This is a genomic window from Flavobacterium sp. EDS, assembly GCF_020991525.1.
In the GTDB taxonomy this organism is placed as follows: domain Bacteria; phylum Bacteroidota; class Bacteroidia; order Flavobacteriales; family Flavobacteriaceae; genus Flavobacterium.
This window is the reverse complement of the sequence record NZ_JAJMOZ010000002.1, coordinates 54,052-74,168: the sequence shown is the minus strand read 5'-3', so window position 1 is coordinate 74,168 and position 20,117 is coordinate 54,052. Positions and strand designations below refer to the sequence as shown.

At 31.6% G+C, this 20,117-nt stretch carries 15 protein-coding genes; 8 read left to right on the top strand and 7 right to left on the bottom strand.

The window, feature by feature from the left end; genetic code table 11:
• Nucleotides 1-33 precede the first annotated feature (33 nt).
• The 6 genes from lpxB (at nt 34) to LPB87_RS03365 (ending at nt 6,446) form a co-directional block, all read left to right on the top strand.
• Entirely contained in the window at nt 34-1,146 is a 1,113-nt protein-coding gene (lpxB, locus tag LPB87_RS03390; protein ID WP_230604955.1) for a lipid-A-disaccharide synthase, read from the top strand.
• A gap of 27 nt (nt 1,147-1,173) precedes the next feature.
• A complete protein-coding gene (locus tag LPB87_RS03385) occupies nt 1,174-1,656 on the top strand; it encodes a C40 family peptidase (protein ID WP_129539942.1) in 483 nt (160 codons plus the stop codon).
• 684 nt (nt 1,657-2,340) lie between these two features.
• Entirely contained in the window at nt 2,341-2,793 is a 453-nt protein-coding gene (locus LPB87_RS03380; RefSeq protein ID WP_129539943.1) for a hypothetical protein, read from the top strand.
• A gap of 13 nt (nt 2,794-2,806) precedes the next feature.
• A complete protein-coding gene (locus LPB87_RS03375) occupies nt 2,807-3,505 on the top strand; it encodes a hypothetical protein (RefSeq protein ID WP_129539944.1) in 699 nt (232 codons plus the stop codon).
• A 4-nt stretch (nt 3,506-3,509) separates the two neighbouring features.
• Complete coding sequence (locus LPB87_RS03370) at nt 3,510-4,223, top strand: DUF1266 domain-containing protein (protein WP_129539945.1); 714 nt, start codon at nt 3,510-3,512, stop codon at nt 4,221-4,223.
• A 186-nt stretch (nt 4,224-4,409) separates the two neighbouring features.
• Complete coding sequence (locus LPB87_RS03365) at nt 4,410-6,446, top strand: ComEC/Rec2 family competence protein (RefSeq protein ID WP_230604954.1); 2,037 nt, start codon at nt 4,410-4,412, stop codon at nt 6,444-6,446.
• Between the two features lie 70 nt (nt 6,447-6,516).
• Here LPB87_RS03365 and LPB87_RS03360 read toward each other — a convergent pair whose 3' ends face one another.
• The 6 genes from LPB87_RS03360 to LPB87_RS03335 all read right to left on the bottom strand — a co-directional run bounded on the left by LPB87_RS03360 (nt 6,517) and on the right by LPB87_RS03335 (nt 15,176).
• On the bottom strand, nt 6,517-6,972 hold the full coding sequence (locus tag LPB87_RS03360) for a thioredoxin family protein (RefSeq protein ID WP_129539947.1): 456 nt from the start codon (nt 6,970-6,972) through the stop codon (nt 6,517-6,519).
• 235 nt (nt 6,973-7,207) lie between these two features.
• Nucleotides 7,208-7,675 carry a thioredoxin family protein gene (locus tag LPB87_RS03355; protein ID WP_129539948.1) on the bottom strand — a complete coding sequence of 156 codons (468 nt, stop codon included), beginning with the start codon at nt 7,673-7,675 and terminating at the stop codon, nt 7,208-7,210.
• 55 nt (nt 7,676-7,730) lie between these two features.
• The gene (locus tag LPB87_RS03350; RefSeq protein ID WP_230604953.1) at nt 7,731-9,533 is read right to left on the bottom strand and encodes a peptide MFS transporter; all 1,803 of its coding nucleotides are present in this window, start codon (nt 9,531-9,533) and stop codon (nt 7,731-7,733) included.
• Between the two features lie 11 nt (nt 9,534-9,544).
• Nucleotides 9,545-11,203 (bottom strand): peptide MFS transporter, encoded by a 1,659-nt coding sequence (locus LPB87_RS03345; protein WP_230604952.1) that lies wholly within the window; start codon nt 11,201-11,203, stop codon nt 9,545-9,547.
• Between the two features lie 75 nt (nt 11,204-11,278).
• Nucleotides 11,279-12,970, bottom strand: a complete 1,692-nt coding sequence (locus LPB87_RS03340) for a peptide MFS transporter (RefSeq protein ID WP_129539950.1) — start codon at nt 12,968-12,970, stop codon at nt 11,279-11,281.
• A gap of 37 nt (nt 12,971-13,007) precedes the next feature.
• Nucleotides 13,008-15,176, bottom strand: coding sequence for a S9 family peptidase (locus LPB87_RS03335; RefSeq protein WP_230604951.1), 2,169 nt, complete (start codon nt 15,174-15,176; stop codon nt 13,008-13,010).
• Between the two features lie 181 nt (nt 15,177-15,357).
• On the opposite strand from LPB87_RS03335, the gene LPB87_RS03330 reads away from it, so the two are divergent.
• On the top strand, nt 15,358-16,674 hold the full coding sequence (locus LPB87_RS03330) for a hydroxymethylglutaryl-CoA reductase, degradative (protein WP_230604950.1): 1,317 nt from the start codon (nt 15,358-15,360) through the stop codon (nt 16,672-16,674).
• 91 nt (nt 16,675-16,765) lie between these two features.
• Nucleotides 16,766-17,683 carry a GYDIA family GHMP kinase gene (locus tag LPB87_RS03325; protein WP_230604949.1) on the top strand — a complete coding sequence of 306 codons (918 nt, stop codon included), beginning with the start codon at nt 16,766-16,768 and terminating at the stop codon, nt 17,681-17,683.
• Nucleotides 17,684-17,968: 285 nt separating this feature from the next.
• Here the strand turns inward: LPB87_RS03325 and LPB87_RS03320 are convergent, their stop codons facing one another.
• Nucleotides 17,969-20,068: a peptidylprolyl isomerase gene (locus LPB87_RS03320; protein WP_129539954.1), complete on the bottom strand. Its 2,100-nt coding sequence runs from the start codon at nt 20,066-20,068 to the stop codon at nt 17,969-17,971.
• Nucleotides 20,069-20,117: the final 49 nt, after the last annotated feature.

Sequence of the window (20,117 nt, the reverse complement as noted above, 5' to 3'; positions counted from 1 at the left end):
GCTTAAATAACTTCCATTCTCAAAAACAAAAACATGAAATACTACATTATTGCTGGAGAAGCCTCAGGCGATTTACATGGTTCAAATTTGATGAAAGCTTTATATAAAGAAGATCCTAATGCCGAAATTCGCTTTTGGGGAGGAGATCTAATGCAGAAAATTGGCGGAACATTAGTAAAACATTATCGCGAGCTTGCCTTCATGGGATTTATAGAAGTAATATTTAATTTAAAGACTATCCTCAGCAATATCTCTTTTTGCAAAAAAGACATCTCTCAATTTAAGCCAGATGTGTTAATCTTCATCGATTATCCTGGTTTTAATATGCGTATTGCAAAATGGGCAAAAACATTAAACTATAAAACTCATTATTATATTTCGCCACAAATCTGGGCTTGGAAAGAAAGCCGTATTACCGATATTAAACATGATATCGATAAGATGTTTGTGATTTTACCTTTCGAAAAAAGTTTCTATGAAGACAAACATCACTTTCCTGTAGAGTTTGTTGGCCATCCATTAATCGATGCCATTCATAACCAACCCCCATTTGATGAAGCTACATTTAGAAAAGAAAATAACTTAAGCGAAAAGCCTATTATTGCAATTTTACCTGGAAGTCGTAAACAAGAAATTACAAAAATGCTATCGGTAATGCTTAGCGTAGTTAATGATTTTAAAGAGTATCAATTTGTAATTGCTGGTGCTCCTAGTCAGGATTATTCTTTCTATCAACATTTTGTAACCAATGATAACATAAAGTTTGTATCAAACAAAACCTATGCTCTATTGCAATCTTCAACCGCAGCTTTAGTTACTTCGGGAACAGCAACATTAGAAACTGCTCTTTTTAAAGTACCTGAAGTGGTTTGCTACAAAGGAAGTTGGGCATCTTACCAAATAGCAAAACGTATTATTACTCTTAAATATATTTCGTTGGTAAATTTAATCATGGATAAAGAAGTAGTCACCGAACTTATTCAAGATGATTGCTCTCCAAAACGAATTAAAGAGGAATTAACTAAGTTATTAGAACCTAATTATCGTAAAGCACTTTTACACAACTATGATTTATTAGAAGAAAAACTTGGCGGAATTGGTGCAAGCGAAAAGACAGCAAAATTAATTGTAGCCGATTTGAAATAACAATTCGTTGACTTAAAAAATACTGCCTTGAAAAAATTATTATCCATACTAGCTTTATTACTATTATTTGCATCATGTAAATCGACATCGTCTGTCACAACAACTAAAAAAGAAGACAATTCTAAAGCAATCGTAAAAGATTTGATTTATACCGCTTCTGAAAATATTGGTGTGAGTTATAAAGCTGGCGGAACTACAAATAAAGGCTACGACTGTTCGGGATTGGTATTTACTACATTCAATTCTGAAAACATTAAATTACCAAGAACCTCATTGGAACAATCAAAAATTGGGGAAGTTATCAATCGAAATAAAGCCAAAAAAGGCGATTTAATTTTTTTTAGAACCAACAGAAGTTCCCAAATAAACCATGTTGGATTAATTGTAGAAATTAGCAGTGATGAAATTAAATTCATACATTCCTCCACCTCAAAAGGCGTGATTATCTCTTCTACTAAAGAACCATATTATCGTGATTCCTATGCTCAAGTTAATCGCATACTTGAGTAAATTAGCGCCAATCAACTTTAATGATTCCAATATTAACAAATCATAACTTATTCATTATACTCTTGCTAAAGGACCATATAGTTACTAGAGTATTTCCTTCTTCTCAATACTATTAAGGATGCATCATTGATAAAAATGCATCCCAAATACTCTTATTCTATCCAGTAATTATCCTTCTCATAATTCGCATTTATTGATTCTCAAAAACACATTTTCTTTGTTATACTAGAACGAAAATATTATTTAGCTGTTTATATTTCCATCACTTTATCGTTATACACTGTTAAGTTTTATGGTGTCATTTAGGCAATAAATTAATGTTGTAGTATAAACACATAACACAGCATCAGACCAAACAACTTCTAAATTTGTAAGACGGGAGATTCACGATCCTTTTTACTACATATAAAAATAGTTCTTTAGTGACTATAATAAAAAAACGAAGCACACTACTATTTTATTTAGCTGAATAACAAGTCCATCATTTACAAATACTAAAAAATATGTTGTTCTATGATATTATATATTCGTTTTATTTATTAGTTTAGCAAATAAAAAAAGGCAGTATTAGTTGGTTAAAATTTAGATTAAATTATTCTACATTACCAATCTTCTTCTCTTTTTTTAAACATAAAATCCAATATTTAAAAATTAATAAATTAACTAACTAACCCACTTAATTAAATGTCGAAAATTATTTTATCCCTGATCTTTACATTTTGCGTAATAAATAATACTACTGCAAAAGCAAAAATCCCTGTTTGTTTGCCTTGTGAAACAATACAAACTATTCAAGAATTACCTACCGATTCTGAAATTCAAAAAATAGTAGGTCAAAAAGTAAATCTATCTTATTTTAATAATGAATATGGAGCAATTTGGATACCTGTCTGGAATGCTGATAGCAAATATGTTCTTAGCGACATCTCAAACAATACTTACATAGAAATTGACGATCAATTAGCCAAAATATTAAAAGAGAAACATAATTTTGATATACAAACTGCAGAAAGTCCTTTGTCTTTCTGGAATAAAATAGGAGGGAAATTGGTCTTGTTAGTTATAATCTCATTATTAATTTGGGCATATATCCCTTCAAAAAATAAAACAAAAGAAGTAAAACCAACGAACATTTAAATTAACCAACTTTATGAATATATTATATTTAATTCCTGTAGTTTTAGTAATTGCAGGGATCTGTTTTATGATTTACATGAATAAAAAACATAAGGCAGTAAAAACAGAAATTGACTTAGATACTGAAAGAAATAAATACGATATTTACAATCAAGAACTATTAGCTCAAGATTTCTCTCAATTAAAGCAATGGATGAAAGGAAAATCTATAGATGCTTTTACCTCTGCATCAGTACCTCAATCCACATCTAATAAACTTCAAGAAATTGCAAGTGATGGTATAAAAAACATTGCTTTATCGGCAATAGGCGTAAAACTAAAAACAATAGAAACTGATTGCTTTTGGGTATTGAGCGGAAACGATTTGCATTTTTTTAGTACTGATGCCATTGGAGAATTAGACGAACATATTGTATTTGATAATTTTCGCATTGAGGAAGCGCAATTAAAATACGGAGGAATATTAAAATCGCAAATTGCTATTTATTCAAAATCTTCAGAAGAATATCTCCCAAAAACTCATATTATTACATTTAATATAGACGGTAATCCTTTGTCACTTGAAATTCACGATAGATTAAATTATACACCAGATCCAACCGATCTTTTGAATGTCAAAAAACAATTTTCAACTAGAGCTAAATACCAAGTTGTAGGTGAAAAATTCATTCCAGTTTTACAAAGTAAGTTCCCCAATTTAAAGGTAGCTTAACTATATGGGATTTTTCTCAAAAATATTAAACACGTTTAAAAGCATCCGATTAAATGACAAAAACCCAGTAAATGGTCAGGAATTAGATTTTTTACTCGTTGGTTCAATGTACGCAGAACAACAATCGGCCTACTTAAATTCATATGAAACAGGTTTAAATAAATCTGATATAACAGAATTAGTAGCAACTTATTGGGGAATTTACAATCAAAACGATGCTGTAGAAGCCCTACAAAACTTACACTATAAAAATCAAGATGACAACATCAATATCGTGTACAAAGCTGTTGAGGACAAACAAAATTATGTAGAAATATTAAAATCAGGTTTGCCTAATGACAAAGCTACTTTTCATTATTACTTAGATTTGTATCGAAAAATGAACAATGTAATACCAGAACTTATAGAACAAAAAATTATTACTGATTTTTCTCAACTAAAGAAAACTAAAGACAGTGCTTGGAACTATGGAAGAGGTGTTTTTTTATCTCGTTGTTGTTATGAACTAGGTTATCTTTCAGAAAAAGAACTTAAAGAATACATTGCTAAATCATATGCAGGTATAAAAAGCTATTGCAGTACTTGGCAAGAGTACACCAATAGTTATATTTTTGGAAGAGCAATTTGGGCCGGGAGTAATAACAGCGGAATGATTCAAATTGCAGATGATTTACTTAACAATGAAAAAAGTCCATTAAAAAATAAAAAGTACTTATAAAATCATCTAAAGTTTTAATATGGAATTAAATGTAAAAAATTAAATTCATACAAAATTTAAAATCAATAAATAATACAACAGTTGCATTCTACTGCTATTTTAAATAAGGGCCTGACTAGTTTTTACTAGTCAGGCCTTTTTACTAAATAAGAGTTATTTCTTACAAAATAATCGTATTTTTGCTATATGAAAGTATTAGAATTTCCTTTAGCAAGAATAACAATTGGCTTCATCCTAGGTATTTTATCCACAAACTATCTAAACCTTTCGGTCACTTTTACATTAGTAGCACTTACTGTTGTAATTGTCCTATTTTATACTTCTTATTATTACACAACAAATAAACAAAAGAGAGTAACTTACTTTGGAATTACGACCTATCTCTTAGCCTTTTGTATCGGAATTACAACTCAGACTCTACATACCGAATCATTCAGAAAAAACAATTACACCAACTATCAAGGCATTTACGACAAACCACATTTAATAGACTTTATAATTAACGAAAAATTAAAAAGTAATAATTATAGTGATAGGTACATAGCCACAATAAAGCAAATTAACCAAAAACCCATGTCGGGTAAAATGGTGGTAAACATAAAAAAAGATAGTACTCAATTAAATTTAGAAATAGGAAATTGCATTCGCATTAAAGGACAATTATTTAAAAATAGCGCTCCAAAAAACCCAAATCAATTTGACTATAGTAACTATTTAGATAAAAAAAATATCTATGCGCAATTATATATTCAAAGAAGTGATATAGCTATAAGCGCACAAATAGAGAAAGACATTTGGTACTATGCGGCACGAATACGAACAAAAATCATCCAGAATCTTGAGAAGAATGGTTTTAACAAAACTGAAATGAATGTAGCTCTTGCTCTTATTTTAGGCCAACAACAAGATATATCTCCCGAAATAATCAAAGATTATCAATACGCAGGTGTTACACATATATTATCTGTTTCGGGGCTACATGTTGGCTATATATTAATTTTTATAACTTATATCTTAAAACCAATCCCTAATACCCAAAAAGGATCATTGATAAAGCTCATTACAATCATAGTTTCATTATTTGCTTTTGCAGTAATTTCAGGATTTTCACCATCAGTATTACGATCTGTAGTAATGTTTTCGTTTGTAACACTGGGGATTCATTTAAGAAGAAGTGTAAATATTTACCATACGTTATTGGTTTCGATATTCTTTTTACTCCTTTTTGAACCTGCTTTTATATTTGATGTAGGATTCCAGTTAAGTTATTTAGCCTTGTTTTTTATTATTTGGCTACAACCAATATTAAAAAAATTATGGTCACCAAAACATAAATTCACAACCGCAATTTGGAATGCTCTTACAGTCTCATTTGCCGCACAAATAGGAACTTTGCCAATATGCCTGTATTATTTTCATCAATTTCCTGGGCTGTTTTTTGTTGCCAATATAGTAATTATACCTTTTTTAAGTGTCATTATGATTTTAGGAATTATAGTAATGATTTTGGCGGCATTTAATAGTGCACCTACATTACTTGTACTGCTACTAGAAAAAAGCATTTTTTACTTAAATAAAATAATAAACATCGTTGCATCGTTCGAAGGTTTCATAATACGTGATATTTCGTTTAATAATTACTTACTAATTTCATCTTACCTCTTAATAATAACTGGAGTTATTTGGCTAAAGAAACCCTCTTTTACAAAACTAACAGTGACTCTAAGCTCAATAATACTACTGCAAATTTCATTTATTCTAAATCAAAAAAAAGCAGAAACACAAAATGAGTGGATCGTTTACAATCTTCCCAAAAATTCTCAAATTACAGAAAGAACAGGTAAATCAGTAACTTTATTTACAACAGATACTACTTTGAATAACGCATCTAATAATTACTCTTTAACTTCTTATTTAGTAGGTAACTTTGGGAATCTAACTAGTAAAGAGAAACTAAAAAACACAGCTTATTTTAAAGGCAATAAAATCTTAATTATAGATAGTAGTGGAATATATTCTAAAAAAATAAAACCGGATATTATAATGATAATACAATCGCCGAAAATAAATTTTGAAAGATTACTAAAAACAACCCAACCAAAAATGGTTATTGCTGATGCTACAAACTACAAATCAATACAAGTATATTGGAGAAAAACCTGTATGAATAAAAAAATCCCTTTTCATTCTACTGCTGAAAAGGGATTCTATAAATTAGATTAAAACATAACATAGCTTTCATACAAGAACAAAAGCCTATCAAATAAAATTATTGAATCTTGATTATACAAAGTTAAAAATCACTTGGACGTAAAAGTGAATTTGCCTCTGTAATCCAAGCCTTAACTCCACCTGATGTGTAAGTCATCTTACCCAATGATCCAAATGTAGTTTTACTTTTTCTAATAACGGCATTAGCAAAACATACTTCTGGAAATTCTTGGACACCAAAAGCATTCTTCAATTTAATATTTTGCTCTTTATCACTATCAGAAGCATTCTTGTCGGATAAATCTAATTTTACTAAAACAACATTATCTCTTGACCATAGCGCAAAATCTAAAGTTTTCATTATTTCATTCTCTAAATTATGGGAATAATTTTCTGCTGTAAACAAAATCAACATCGGTTTCTTTACTTTATTACTAGTTTCAATACCTTCAGCAATAGTAGTTTTCCAAACTAGGTTTTGTGATTGCACAGTAAAAAATCCTAAGAAGAATGCAAGCGTAAGTATTTTTTTTATCATAATAAATCTGGTTCTGGTTAGTTAATTTAAACGAAATTAACATTAAATTTCAATTATCCAAATTTAATTATGATTTAAAACAAACTATAATCAACAATTACATATTTACACATTAAAATCTATAGTAGAAGCAAAAAATATCATTATAATAAAAATGAAAAAGCTCTTTTCGGATAAACCAAAAAGAGCTTCATTTATTTATTATAATAGTTACTTGAACTATTTAATCATTTAATTACTTTTTAACCGGATTAACGATTCCATTTGCAACTGCAAGCCATGCAGAAGGACCACCAGCTACATAACCTGTAGTCCCCAATCCTTGAAAATTAACTTTTCCGTCTTTACTTTCTGCTTTAGTAAAGTAAACAGTTGGAAAGCCTTGAATTCCAAAAACCTGCTGTAATTCATTGTTTTGGGCTTTTAACTCTGGAGTTTGTGCTGTTCTTCTAGGAAAATCAAGTTCAACTAAAACAACATTATCTTTAGCCCATTTATTAAACTCAGACGTTTTTAAAACTTCGCTTTGCAAACGAATACACCATCCGCACCAATCACTTCCAGTGAAAAACAATAACATAGGTTTTTTCTCCTTATTACTTACTGCTATAGCCTCTTTTACATCAGTGTACCACTTAAGTTCTTGTGCTTGAACCGCAAAGGAACCTAATACTAATAACAATGTAATAAATATCTTTTTCATTTTATTTTTATTTTATTCATCAAATTTAATAAAAAATTAAACTTGAAAATGTCTTCTACTTTACTTCTTGCATTAATTTTTTAATGAGTGGGGAAATAAGTATTAAAATTACTCCAGCAATCAATGCATAAATACCTAGTTGCTTATATCCATCCGCATATACATTTAATTTTTCCAGGTTAGTTGCATGCTCAGAAGCTCCAGCAATATTAGCACCTAGTAATCCAGCAAAATACTGACCATAAGCACTAGCCAAAAACCACATTCCCATTATTACTGCTTGGGTTTTTAGAGGAGATAACTTAGTCATTGCCGACATACCAATAGGAGACAAACAAAGTTCTCCAAAGGTAATTATAAACCAACCGAAAGTAAACAATCCTAAAGATGTTCTTCCATCAGGTCCGGCAAAAAATTTAGTATAATAAAATACCCAGAAACCACCCGCAAGAAACAAAAATGCTAATCCAAATTTAATGACTGTATTCGGCTCGATTTTGCGTTTAGACATCCATAACCAAACCAATCCTACCAATGCGGCAAAAATAATTACAAAAAGTGAATTAGCTGAATTGTTAACTCCATTTGGATCAAGTTTAACACCTAAAACAGTATTATCTAAATTATTTAATGCGAATAAACTTAATGACCCTCCACTTTGTTCAAAGAAAGCCCAAAAGAAAATAGAAAATAATATAAATACTAAAGCTGCTATCAGTTTCTTTATCTCTGAACTTTTTAGATTCTTACCACCTTCTAAATCAGCTGTCCCTCTCTTAAAGAAAAAATAAATGCTCACAAAAGGAATTAAAATAGCGAATCTGCTTATGCCTAAATCATTACATCTTTTTGCTCCCAAAGAAAATAACAACCACAATAAAGGAAGCGTTAATAACACAAAAACTATATTATCAACAAAATAATGTCTCAAGAAAAACAAAGGTAAAGCAATACAACTGAAGCACAAGAAATAATAAATTCTAGATATTTTTCCGTTAAAAGAGAACATATTCGAATCATCATTATTACTTAACGATGCCATTTCATAAAACAAATACATTAATGCAAATGGCCCAATTATAAACATGAATACATCTGTATATTCTGTATTAGAAACCATCTTCATGATAATCGGAATTACAACCAATGAACTTGCATAAGTTACAATTTCTAACAAACGTCTTTTAGGTTTCTCTATATGTCGCAATGGCGAAAGTCCAATTTCACCTAAACTTTTTTGCGTTTGGGTAAAAGTCAACAAACTTATAACCATTACAATTGAAGCAAAACCAAAGGCATAATTCCAACGATACGCTACTGGAACAAATGAATCCCACAAAGACCCATTGGCAACAGCAATACAAATATATCCTCCGATTAAAGCTCCTAAATTAACTCCTGCATAAAACAGCGAAAATCCGGCATCTACTCTCGTATCACCTTCTTTGTATAGCTGTCCAACCATTGTAGATATATTTGGTTTAAAAAAACCTGTACCAATAATAGTAAAGCTAATTCCGAAAAAGAAAAATTGTTTAGGATCAATAGCTAAAATTACACTTCCAACTATCATCAATAACCCTCCCCAAAAAAGAGACTTACGGTAGCCTAATATTTTATCTGCAAACATTCCACCAATAAAAGTAAATGCATAAACAAAAGCTTGTGTGGCACCGTATTGTAAATTAGCAACTCTCTCATTCATTCCTAGTTGGCCAACCATAAATACAACCAACATCCCTCTCATTCCGTAGAAACAAAAACGTTCCCACATTTCGCTAAAAAACAAATACCACAATTGTTTAGGGTATTTCCCTTTAAAGTTTTGTATTTGTTCTAAACTAATATTCTGCTCCATTTTTATAATAATTAATTAATACCGTGATCTTTCATCACTTTATTTAAATTTTTAACCAAAGCAAACATTAATATTGTTGCAAACATCAATAAAGCAAAATTCACCCAGAAAAAGTTCATTTTGTTATCATATTGATCCCACATACTAGCTAAAACGCCACTTAGTTTGTTTCCAATTGAAGTTGATAAGAACCAACCACCCATCATTAAGGCTGTAATATTTTTTGGAGACAGTTTAGATACAATTGACAATCCCATGGGACTCAAAAACAACTCTCCTATAGTTATGATTCCATAATTAGCAACCAACCACCAAACCGATACTTTTTCGGCTCCATTACCTCCTATATGGACTGCCGCAATCATAACTAAAACAGATAATGCAGAAATCAATAATCCGAATGCAATTTTTGTTGGCGTACTTGGTTCTTTTTTTCGATTACGTAAAAAAGTAAAAAATGCAACCACCAAAGGTGTCAAAATAATTACCCAACCTGGATTTATCGACTGACTTAAATTAGTCGCCCAAATAGAAACAGTTGCCCCTTCAGTTGGCTTTTTGTCCTCGGCTACGTTTCTAAAATAAACGGGATGATCTACAGTTTTCACAACTTTCCCATTTTCTTTTTGAAGTCTAAAACTAGAATCATATAATTCTGTTGAATCTTTTGCGTACTTCACCTCTTTGGCCAATTTCAAATTATTGAAAACAGTTTGTGTAGTTCCAGTAATTTCTCTGTCAGTATAGCGGTCTGCCCAAGTAGTCAATGCAGATCCATTTAGTTTAAAAACTGCCCAAAATAAAATAACCACGGCAAAAATAGAAAGTAGCGCTCCTATTTGTCTTTTCTCTTCTACTTTAGCTTTAAAATATAAACTTCCATAGAAATAAATTACAGGGATACAGGCAAAAATAAAAGCATCTGTACTATCTGAACCAAAAATTGAGCTATCTAAATTTACATCAGACTGAACTCCTTTTAGCAACCAGCCTATAACTCCAAATACGATGGATGGAACAAGAATGTACAATACAATTTTTGAAAATGGCATATCCCCTTCTTGAATCCCTTTTTTTTCTGTTTTATTACCATAATGTTTTGTACCTAACATAAAAACAATTACACCGATAAACATTCCTAATCCAGCTGCCATAAAAGCATAGTGCCACCCTAGAAGTATTTGTAAAGCAGCCCCAAAGAAATTACAAATGAAAGCTCCCACATTTATTCCCATATAGAATATATTGTATCCTTCATCTTTCTTATCCTTGTATTTCTCTTCGTCATAGAAATTCCCTAGAAGTGTAGAAATATTAGGTTTAAAAAAACCGTTACCAATAATTACCAGCGTCATCGCCACATATAACATGGTTAAACTATGAATTCCCATCATAAAATAACCTACCCCCATCATCAATCCACCAAGAATGATTGAGTTTTTATATCCTAAATATCTATCTGCAACCAAGCCTCCAATAAAAGGTGTTAGAAACACAAGCGCAATAAAAGTTCCGTACAAATCAGAAGCTTCTTTCTCGGTCATTGCAAACCCTGCCTCTACATCTTTTAGATATAAAGTGAAAATTCCAATCATTAAATAATAACCGAAACGTTCCCACATTTCAGATAAAAACAAAAAAGGTAAAGCTTTTGGGTGATTTTTCCACATAATAAATAGGTTCAAAATTAAAAAATTACCTACCCAAATAAATCGGATAGGTAATAGCTATTAGTGTTTTATTAATTAACGAATACCGTGCATCATTTTCTTTAACAAAGGAGTCAATGCGAATAAGATTACTGCGGCGATTCCTGTTAAGATTACGAAAACCATGAAAAACTCAAAAAGATTATGAATTTCAAAACCAGCGAAAACAGGATTTGTTGCACTAATCTGATTTGCTTCTAAGATCTTTAATTGTTCAGGAGTTGCAACAACTGCCTTATCTAAAATAGGCTGCAAGTCGATTCCTAAATCTTTTGCTTTTACAAATTTCTCTCCTGTTGCAGGCATAATAGATCCCAAAGTTCCTGATAAGGCATATCCTGCAGCATTAGATAAGAAGAATACCCCGAAAAGTAATGATGAAAAACGTTTTGGAGATAATTTACCTACCAATGATAATCCGATTGGCGATAAACACAACTCAGCAAAAGTTTGAATTAAATACAAAAGAATTAACCATTTGATCGCTAAAAGTCCACTGTTACCAAGGTCTTTCACATTGTAAGCAATAATAAAATAACTCAATGCAATTAATGCTAAACCAATTGCTTGTTTCATAGGAGAAATAGGCTCTTTACCTTTTTCTCTTAATTTATCCCATAAAATACTAAAAGGCAAGGCAAAAGCGAAAACGAAAATACCATTAAACACCTGAACCATTGAAGCTGGCATCTGCCATCCGAACATAAAAGTTCTATCTGTTTGATTTGCTGCAATAAAAGTCAATGAAGATCCTGCTTGCTCAAAAGCAGCCCAGAAAAATATAATAAAGAATGCAACAATATAGATAACAAAAATTCTATCTCTTTCTATTTTAGTTAATGAACTATCAGAAATAATCAATCCAGCTAATGTTAATCCACTAGCATAAATAATTGGGTAAATTAATGTTTTAATGAAGTTATCCCCGTCTAAAAGGTAACGGAAAGCAAAAAACAAAATCACAAATGCAATAACTGCACCAATCAAAGCTTGTGTAGAAAAAACAGCTTTTTGAGCTTCTCCTTCTTCATAATCAGTAACATCATTTTTAGAAGGCAAACCTCCTAATGGCTTTCCTTCTGGAGTAACGACATATTTATTTTTCAATAAAAAGAAAACACCTGTTCCAATTAACATTGCAATCGATGCTGCTAAAAACCCCCATTTAAAAGCGTGTATATTCTGAACACCGCTTACTACTTCGTCACCTAAATAAGGACAAATTGTTTGTCCTAAGAAAGCTCCTAAATTGATTCCCATATAGAAAATCGTAAAAGCAGTATCTAATTTTGTTTTTTCTTGTTTTGGATACAAACTTCCAACCATACTCGAAATGTTTGGCTTAAAGAATCCATTTCCAAAAATAATGATTCCTAATGCAGACCACATTAAGATATTTGCCAAACTCATATTTGAACCAAAAATACTAGCACTAAAGAACAAAAAAAGTTGTCCTATTGCCATCATCAGTCCACCCAATAAAATACAATTTCTGTTACCAAAGAAACGATCGGCAATAAATCCACCTAACATTGGTGTTAAATAACAAAGTCCCAAGAAGCCTCCATAAATTAATGCAGCATCTGATTCTTTCATTAATAATGAGTTTACCAAAAATAAGGTAAGAATTGCTCGCATTCCGTAAAAATTAAACCGCTCCCACATTTCTGTCCCAAACAAAACCCAAAGTCCTTTTGGATGCGCAGTTTTTACTTCTGTTTCTTTCATATTGTTTATTATTATATTTAGGTTAATTAGATTTTAATTAAAGGTTTTCCTTGATAAAGTTAGTCATTTTAGTATAAAGCTGCACTCTAGTTTTTCCGCCATAAATACCATGATCTTTATCTGGATAAATTTGCGAATCAAATTGTTTATTAGCTTGTATTAAAGCCTCCATCATTTGCATTGTATTTTGCACATGTACATTATCATCTGCAGATCCGTGAATCAAAAGGAATTTCCCTTTTAATTTATCAACATGATTAATAGGAGAGTTATTATCATAACCACTTGCATTCTCTTGAGGAGTTTGCATATATCTTTCAGTATAAACTGAATCATAAAATCTCCAGTTAGTAACTGGGGCAACAGCAATTGCCATTTTAAAAACATCATTACCTTGAAAAACACAGTTCGAAGCCATAAATCCACCATAACTCCATCCAAAAATTCCAATTCTAGAAGCATCAACGTAAGGATAATTACCAATAACTTTGGCAGCATCGATTTGATCTTCTACCTCGTATTTCCCTAATTGCAATTGTGTTACTTTCTTAAAGTCTGCTCCTTTAAATCCAGTTCCTCTTCCATCAACACAAGCAACGATATATCCTTGTTGAGTTAACATTTCGAACCAGTAATCATTAGAGTTATTCCATTGGTTTGCTACTTGCTGAGAGCCAGGTCCTGAGTATTGAAACATAAAAACAGGATACTTTTTAGCAGGATCAAAATCTTTTGGTTTTAATATCCAAGCATTCAATTCATTTCCTTTAGCTGTTTTTAGAACAAAAAATTCTTTAGTAGCTAAATTATATGCTTTAAGACTAGAGGCTAGCGCCTCATTATTTTCTATTACTTGTAACTCTTTTCCAGCTTTAGCGTCATTAAGACTATAAGTTGTTGGTTGAGTTGCGCTTGAGAATGTATTGATGTAATATTGAAAATTCGGGCTGAAGGTTGCCTTACTAGTACCTACGTTTTTAGATAAACGTACTTTATTTTTTCCGTCAAGTGCAATTCGATAAATATCACGATTGATTGACCCATTTTCTGTAGACTGATAAAAAACTGTTTTAGATTTTTCATCAAATCCATAATAAGATGTTACTTCCCAGTTTCCTTTAGTAACTTGATTTTTAAGCTTTCCTACTTTATCATACAAATAGATATGATTAAAACCGTCTTTTTCGCTAGTCCAGATAAAACTATTATCTTTTAAGAACGTTAAGTTATCAGTAACATCAACATAAGCCTTATCTTTTTCATTAAGAACTACTTTTGAAGTTCCCGAAGTACCATCAACAAACAATAAATCAAGATTATTTTGGTGACGGTTTAAAACCTGTGCTGACAAAGTATTATTATCATTTGTCCACTTCAATCTTGCAATATAAAAGTCGTTATAATTACCTAACTTAACTTCTTTAGTTGTATTTGCTGTGGCATCATATATGTGTAACGAGACTACTGCGTTTTTTTCTCCAGCTTTAGGATATTTAAACGTTTCGATTTTAGGATACAAGTCTGTTTTAAAAATCGACATTGAGAATTCAGGAACCATACTTTCGTCAAAACGAATATAAGCTACTTTCTTACTGTCTTTACTCCAATCAAAAGCGCGAACAAAAGCAAATTCTTCTTCATATACCCAATCAGTGATACCATTGATAATTGAGTTTTTCTTTCCATCAGTTGTAATCTGAGTAGATTTTTTAGAAGCTAAATCATAAACATACAGATTATTCTCTTTTGCGTAAGCTATTTTTTGTCCATCTGGCGAGAAAGTTGGCTCTTGGACTTGAAAATCAAACAGCTTAGTTAACTCTTTTGAATCTATATTATACAAATAATAATCTGCTGTGAAGGAGTGGCGAAATATTTTAGTAGAATTACAAGCTAACAAAATATTTTTTTCTGAAGCATCAAAAGCATAGCTATTGATCATCGGTAACTCACTATGATTTTTTGTATCAATTAAAGTTGTTACTTTTTTTAACGTAGCATAATCGTACAAATCTATCTGCATACTTCTACTCGTCCGATCAAAATTAAGTACCGTATACTGATTAGCATTTTGTAAAGATTGTAGTTTAAACATTTCCTTAGTTCGAAATATCCCACTAAAAACGTCATCTACAGTGATTTTTTGTTGACCAAAAACAGTAAAACAAATAAATATAAATAATGCGGTAAGTTTGTTTGTATTCATACAAATGATTTAAATATAAAAAAGAGCCCAATTTTAGTGAAAAAAATACACATAATATACATTTTAAGTGTTAAATGTTAATAAATTGGTTTTTCATATTATTTAATGCGCACAATTACATTACAAACAAAACCGTTAAAATGGTATCTTTGCAACTATACTACCATTTAATCAATTGATAATGAACAACGCCGTTGCTGGATTTTCTAAATTATCCAAAGAAGAAAAAATAAACTGGATTGCAAATAAGTACTTTTCTACACCAGAAAAAGCTGTTTTTTTACTTAAAAGTTACTGGAATACCGACGAAAAATTACAGAAATTACATGATGAATTCATCGAAAATACAATAACGAATTTTTACATTCCGCTTGGTATAGCTCCAAATTTCCTCATTAACGACAAATATACCACAATACCAATGGCAATCGAAGAGAGTTCGGTTGTCGCCGCGGCTTCAAAAGCTGCTAAATTCTGGTCTACTCGTGGCGGTTTCAAAGCAACAGTCATCAATACCGAAAAAATAGGTCAAGTCCATTTTACTTTTAATGGTGACGTTTCAAAGCTTAACTTATTTTTTGCACAAACAAAAAGCAAATTCTTTACCGATACTGAAAGCATCACCAAAAACATGCAACAGCGTGGTGGCGGAATTCTTGACATTGTTCTAAAAGACAAAACCAATTTATTACCAAATTACTTTCAACTTCATGCAACCTTTGAAACCAAAGACAGCATGGGCGCTAATTTCATAAATTCATGTTTAGAGCAATTTGCAAAAACATTAAAAGAAGCCTCTCAAGAATACGAATTATTTACTGAAGCAAATGAAGAAGTAAAAGTCATCATGAGCATTCTCTCAAACTATGTTCCAAACTGCGTTGTAAGAGCAGAGGTTTCATGCCCAGTAAATGAATTAGCCGAAAAACACATTCCGAATCCACAGGAGTTTGCCGAACGATTTGTTCAAGCAGTACAAATTGCCGAAGTAGAACCATTTCGTGCCGTAACTCACAACAAAGGAATCATGAACGGATCCGATGCTGTAATACTTGCCACAGGAAATGATTTCCGTGCTGTCGAAGCGGGAGTTCACGCCTATGCCTCTAGAAATGGACAATACTCAAGTTTGTCACATGCTAAAATAGAAAACGGAATTTTCACATTCTGGCTAGATATGCCCCTAGCATTAGGAACTGTTGGCGGACTAACTTCTTTACATCCGTTAGTAAAATTTTCATTACAAATGTTAGAAAATCCGTCTGCACCTCAATTAATGCAAATTGTAGCCGTTGCTGGTTTAGCTCAAAATTTCGCAGCATTACGTTCTTTAACCACAACCGGAATTCAAGAAGGACACATGAAAATGCACATCAATAATATCATTAATCAATTTGCTGCCAATGATGATGAACGTCTTTTAATTAAAAATCATTTTAAAAGCCACACTATATCTCATAGTGCAGTAGTTGAATTCATTGAAAACTTAAGAAAATAATACGAAGCTATTCCCGCTGTACACTATATCTTTATGTTTTTAAAGAAAAAACACAAAGGATATCGCTTCCATCGGGGCTAAAAATAAATGCATGAAAACAACTTTTTACAGTAACGGAAAACTTTTAATAACTGGAGAATATTTAGTATTAGATGGCGCAAAAGCATTTGCATTACCAACAAAATTTGGACAAAATTTAGTTGTTGCCAAAGGAGAAAACCAAGAAATACAATGGAAAAGTTACGATGCCGATACTAGTATTTGGTTTGAGGATACAATAACTTTTGCCGAAATAACAAACAATCCTGAACCTGAAACCGAAACAATAAAAACAACATTAATAAATATTCTACATGAAGCTTATTTATTAAATCCAGAGTTTCTAACCCAATCAGAAGGATACCAAATAAGCACACAGCTTACATTTCCTAAAAATTGGGGCCTAGGCACATCATCGACATTATTAAACAATATTGCTCAATGGACAAAAATTGATGCTTTTACGCTTCTTAAAAACAGTTTTGGAGGTAGTGGTTACGATATTGCTTGCGCACAAAATAACACTCCTATATTATATCACTTACAACAAAATCTACCAACTGTAGAAACGGTAAACTTTAAACCTGAATTTAGCCAGAACCTAAACTTTGTATACTTAAACAAAAAACAAAGCAGTAAAGCAGCAATAACCGCTTATTACAACAACAAAAACAGTCATCTGTCAAAGATAATTGCTAATAACGATAAAATAACACAAACTGTTATACAAGCCAAAACAGGAAAAGAATTTGCTAAAGCATTAGCAATTCATGAAGCTGAAATGAGCAATATCCTAGAAATGCAAACCATCAAAGAAAGACTATTTCCAGATTTTGAAGGCGTAATTAAAAGTCTTGGTGCATGGGGAGGCGATTTTGTAATGGTAATATCAAAAGACAACCCAACCGAATATTTTACAGCCAAAGGGTATAAAACGATAATTCCTTACAACGAAATGATATTGACTTAATCAAAACTTCTAATCTTTGTAACTAACAAAAAACCTTGCTAAACTCTAGCAAGGTTTTTTGTTGTTATCTTATAAAAAACACAAACACCCTTCACCTAACTCTTGGGACTTTTATTTTTATCAGGGTAAGCGGATTCGAAACCCACGTAACTACAAAAGGTTTTAAACCCTTTTAGCATCAAAATACAATTAAGCAAAATCTCAAAACTTCTTGAACAAAAAAAATCCTGAAATATAAATATTTCAGGATTTTTAAATTTTATGTTTTATCTAAATCTTGATAAACTAGTAGCTAAAGTGAGCTCTATTATCAACGATCTTAGCATTGTCTTTTAATGCAGGAAGAATTCTGTTTACATCCTGAGCACTTTGTGCTTTTACTTTCTCAACATAAGGAGCATGGTTTGGTAAAGCTGGTGCTTTTACTGTGCTTATGTTTTTAACAACATAAACTCCAGTATTTCCTTCAATTGGAGCAGAAAGTTTACCCGCTGCCAAAGCAAATGCATTACCAACAACTTTTGGCTCTTGACCAACACCACCAGGTAAAGTTGGGTTGTCCATAGTAACATCTGTTGCTTGTTGTACAGCTACACCAGCGCTTTTAGCAATTGCTTCGATAGTAGTACCATTCATTTTAGCTTTAAGGATTTCAGCTTTTTTCTTGTTTTTAAGAATTGGCTCAACATAAGGTCTTGCAACATCTACTGAAACTAAACCTGTTTTGTTTATGCTCTTAAGTTGTGCAATTACGTGACCAACATTAGCTACCTCAAAACGCTTAACATCACCTTTGCTTGTTCCTTTTTCAAAAGCCCATCTTACGATAGTTCTTTGATTTCCTAATGGACCGAAATTTTCATCCATTGCTTTAACTGTAACTGCAGGAGAAACTGTTAATTTCATTTCAGCTGCAACTTTATTGAAGTCTTTGTCAGCAGCATCCATTTCAAATTTAGTTGCTTGAGTAAATACTCTATCAGAAGTTGCTTCTGAAGCTTCGATTTTTTGAGCTATAGTTGCTAAACGAACACCATCTTGTTTGTCTGTAATTTTGATAATATGGAAACCAAAAGGAGTTTCTACCAATCCTACTTTTCCAATTGGGTTATTGAAAACAAAATCATTGAATGGTTTCACCATTTGGTTTTGTCCAAAATATCCTAAATCTCCACCTTGTTGTGCAGATGAATCATCTGAAGCCGTAAAAGCTAACATTAAGAAACTATCTGGATTTGCATTAACTTGAGCCAAAATTTCTTCTGCTTTAGCTTTTGCTTGTTCTTTAGTTCTTCTTTCTTTTTGGTTTGGAACTTGAGCTCCTTCATAACTAATTAAGATATGACTTGCTTTTGCATTAACTCCTGCTTTTGATCCTAAAGATTTAGAAATACAGTAGTAGTTACCAAAAACATAAGGCCCATAAATTTCACCTGGAGCTAGGCTAAATAATTTATCAGCATCTACAGCTGGTAAATCTTTCTTAGCTACATAAGTTGAATCGTAAGGTACATCTGAATTTGAATTCACAAAGTCAGCAACATTCTTAGCAGATCTAAATCCAGGTAAAGTATCGTTTTTACCTGTTTTTTGGTTGTAAACAACACTTCCTGATAATAGAGAAGTAATTTTTGCTTTAATTTCTGCCTCATCTTCTTTTGAAGCTTTATCTTCAATTAAAACATACTGAACCTCACGAGTTTCATCTGCTTTAAATTTCTTTTCGTCTTTTTTCATGAAATCTACGATTTCTGAATCAGATACTTTTACATCGCTATCCTTGATAGAAGAATATAAACCAGCTACAAAAGCAAAATTAACTTTGTTTGCTTCCATTTCATATTTCAACTTCCCTTCAGCAACAGTTGTATAAAGACCTGCTTTAATCAACGTATTGTATATTTGGTATTTTGCATTCAAATCTGCATCTTTCTCTCTATCTTTTAAATATTGAGCTTGCTCTGGATTTGCTTTAAAATATTCTTTAAATTTTGCTACATCAAAAACCCCTGCTGCATTTAAGAACATTGGATTTCTTCCGATATTTTGGTCTGCTTTTAAAACTTCAAGTAAATGTTTTTCACCAACTCTTAATCCTAATTTATCAAACTCTGATGATAACAAAGCAATAGAAACCTCTTGATCCCATACTCTGTTTGCAGCTTCAGTGGAAGTTATTCCTTGCCCACTTTTTTCAACATTACTAACTTTGATTCTAAAATCTTCAAATGAAATATCTTTCCCATTGATGCTTCCTACGTCTTTTGAACTCTCACCAAAATTTCCACTACTGAAAAGATCTTGAATGATAAATGCAAATAATGCAAGTGCAATAGCGCCTATCAATAAAGCGGAACGTTGTCTAATTTTTGCTAAAACTGCCATTTTTATTGTTGTTAATTTTATATTCAGTTTGCGAAAATACAATTATCTA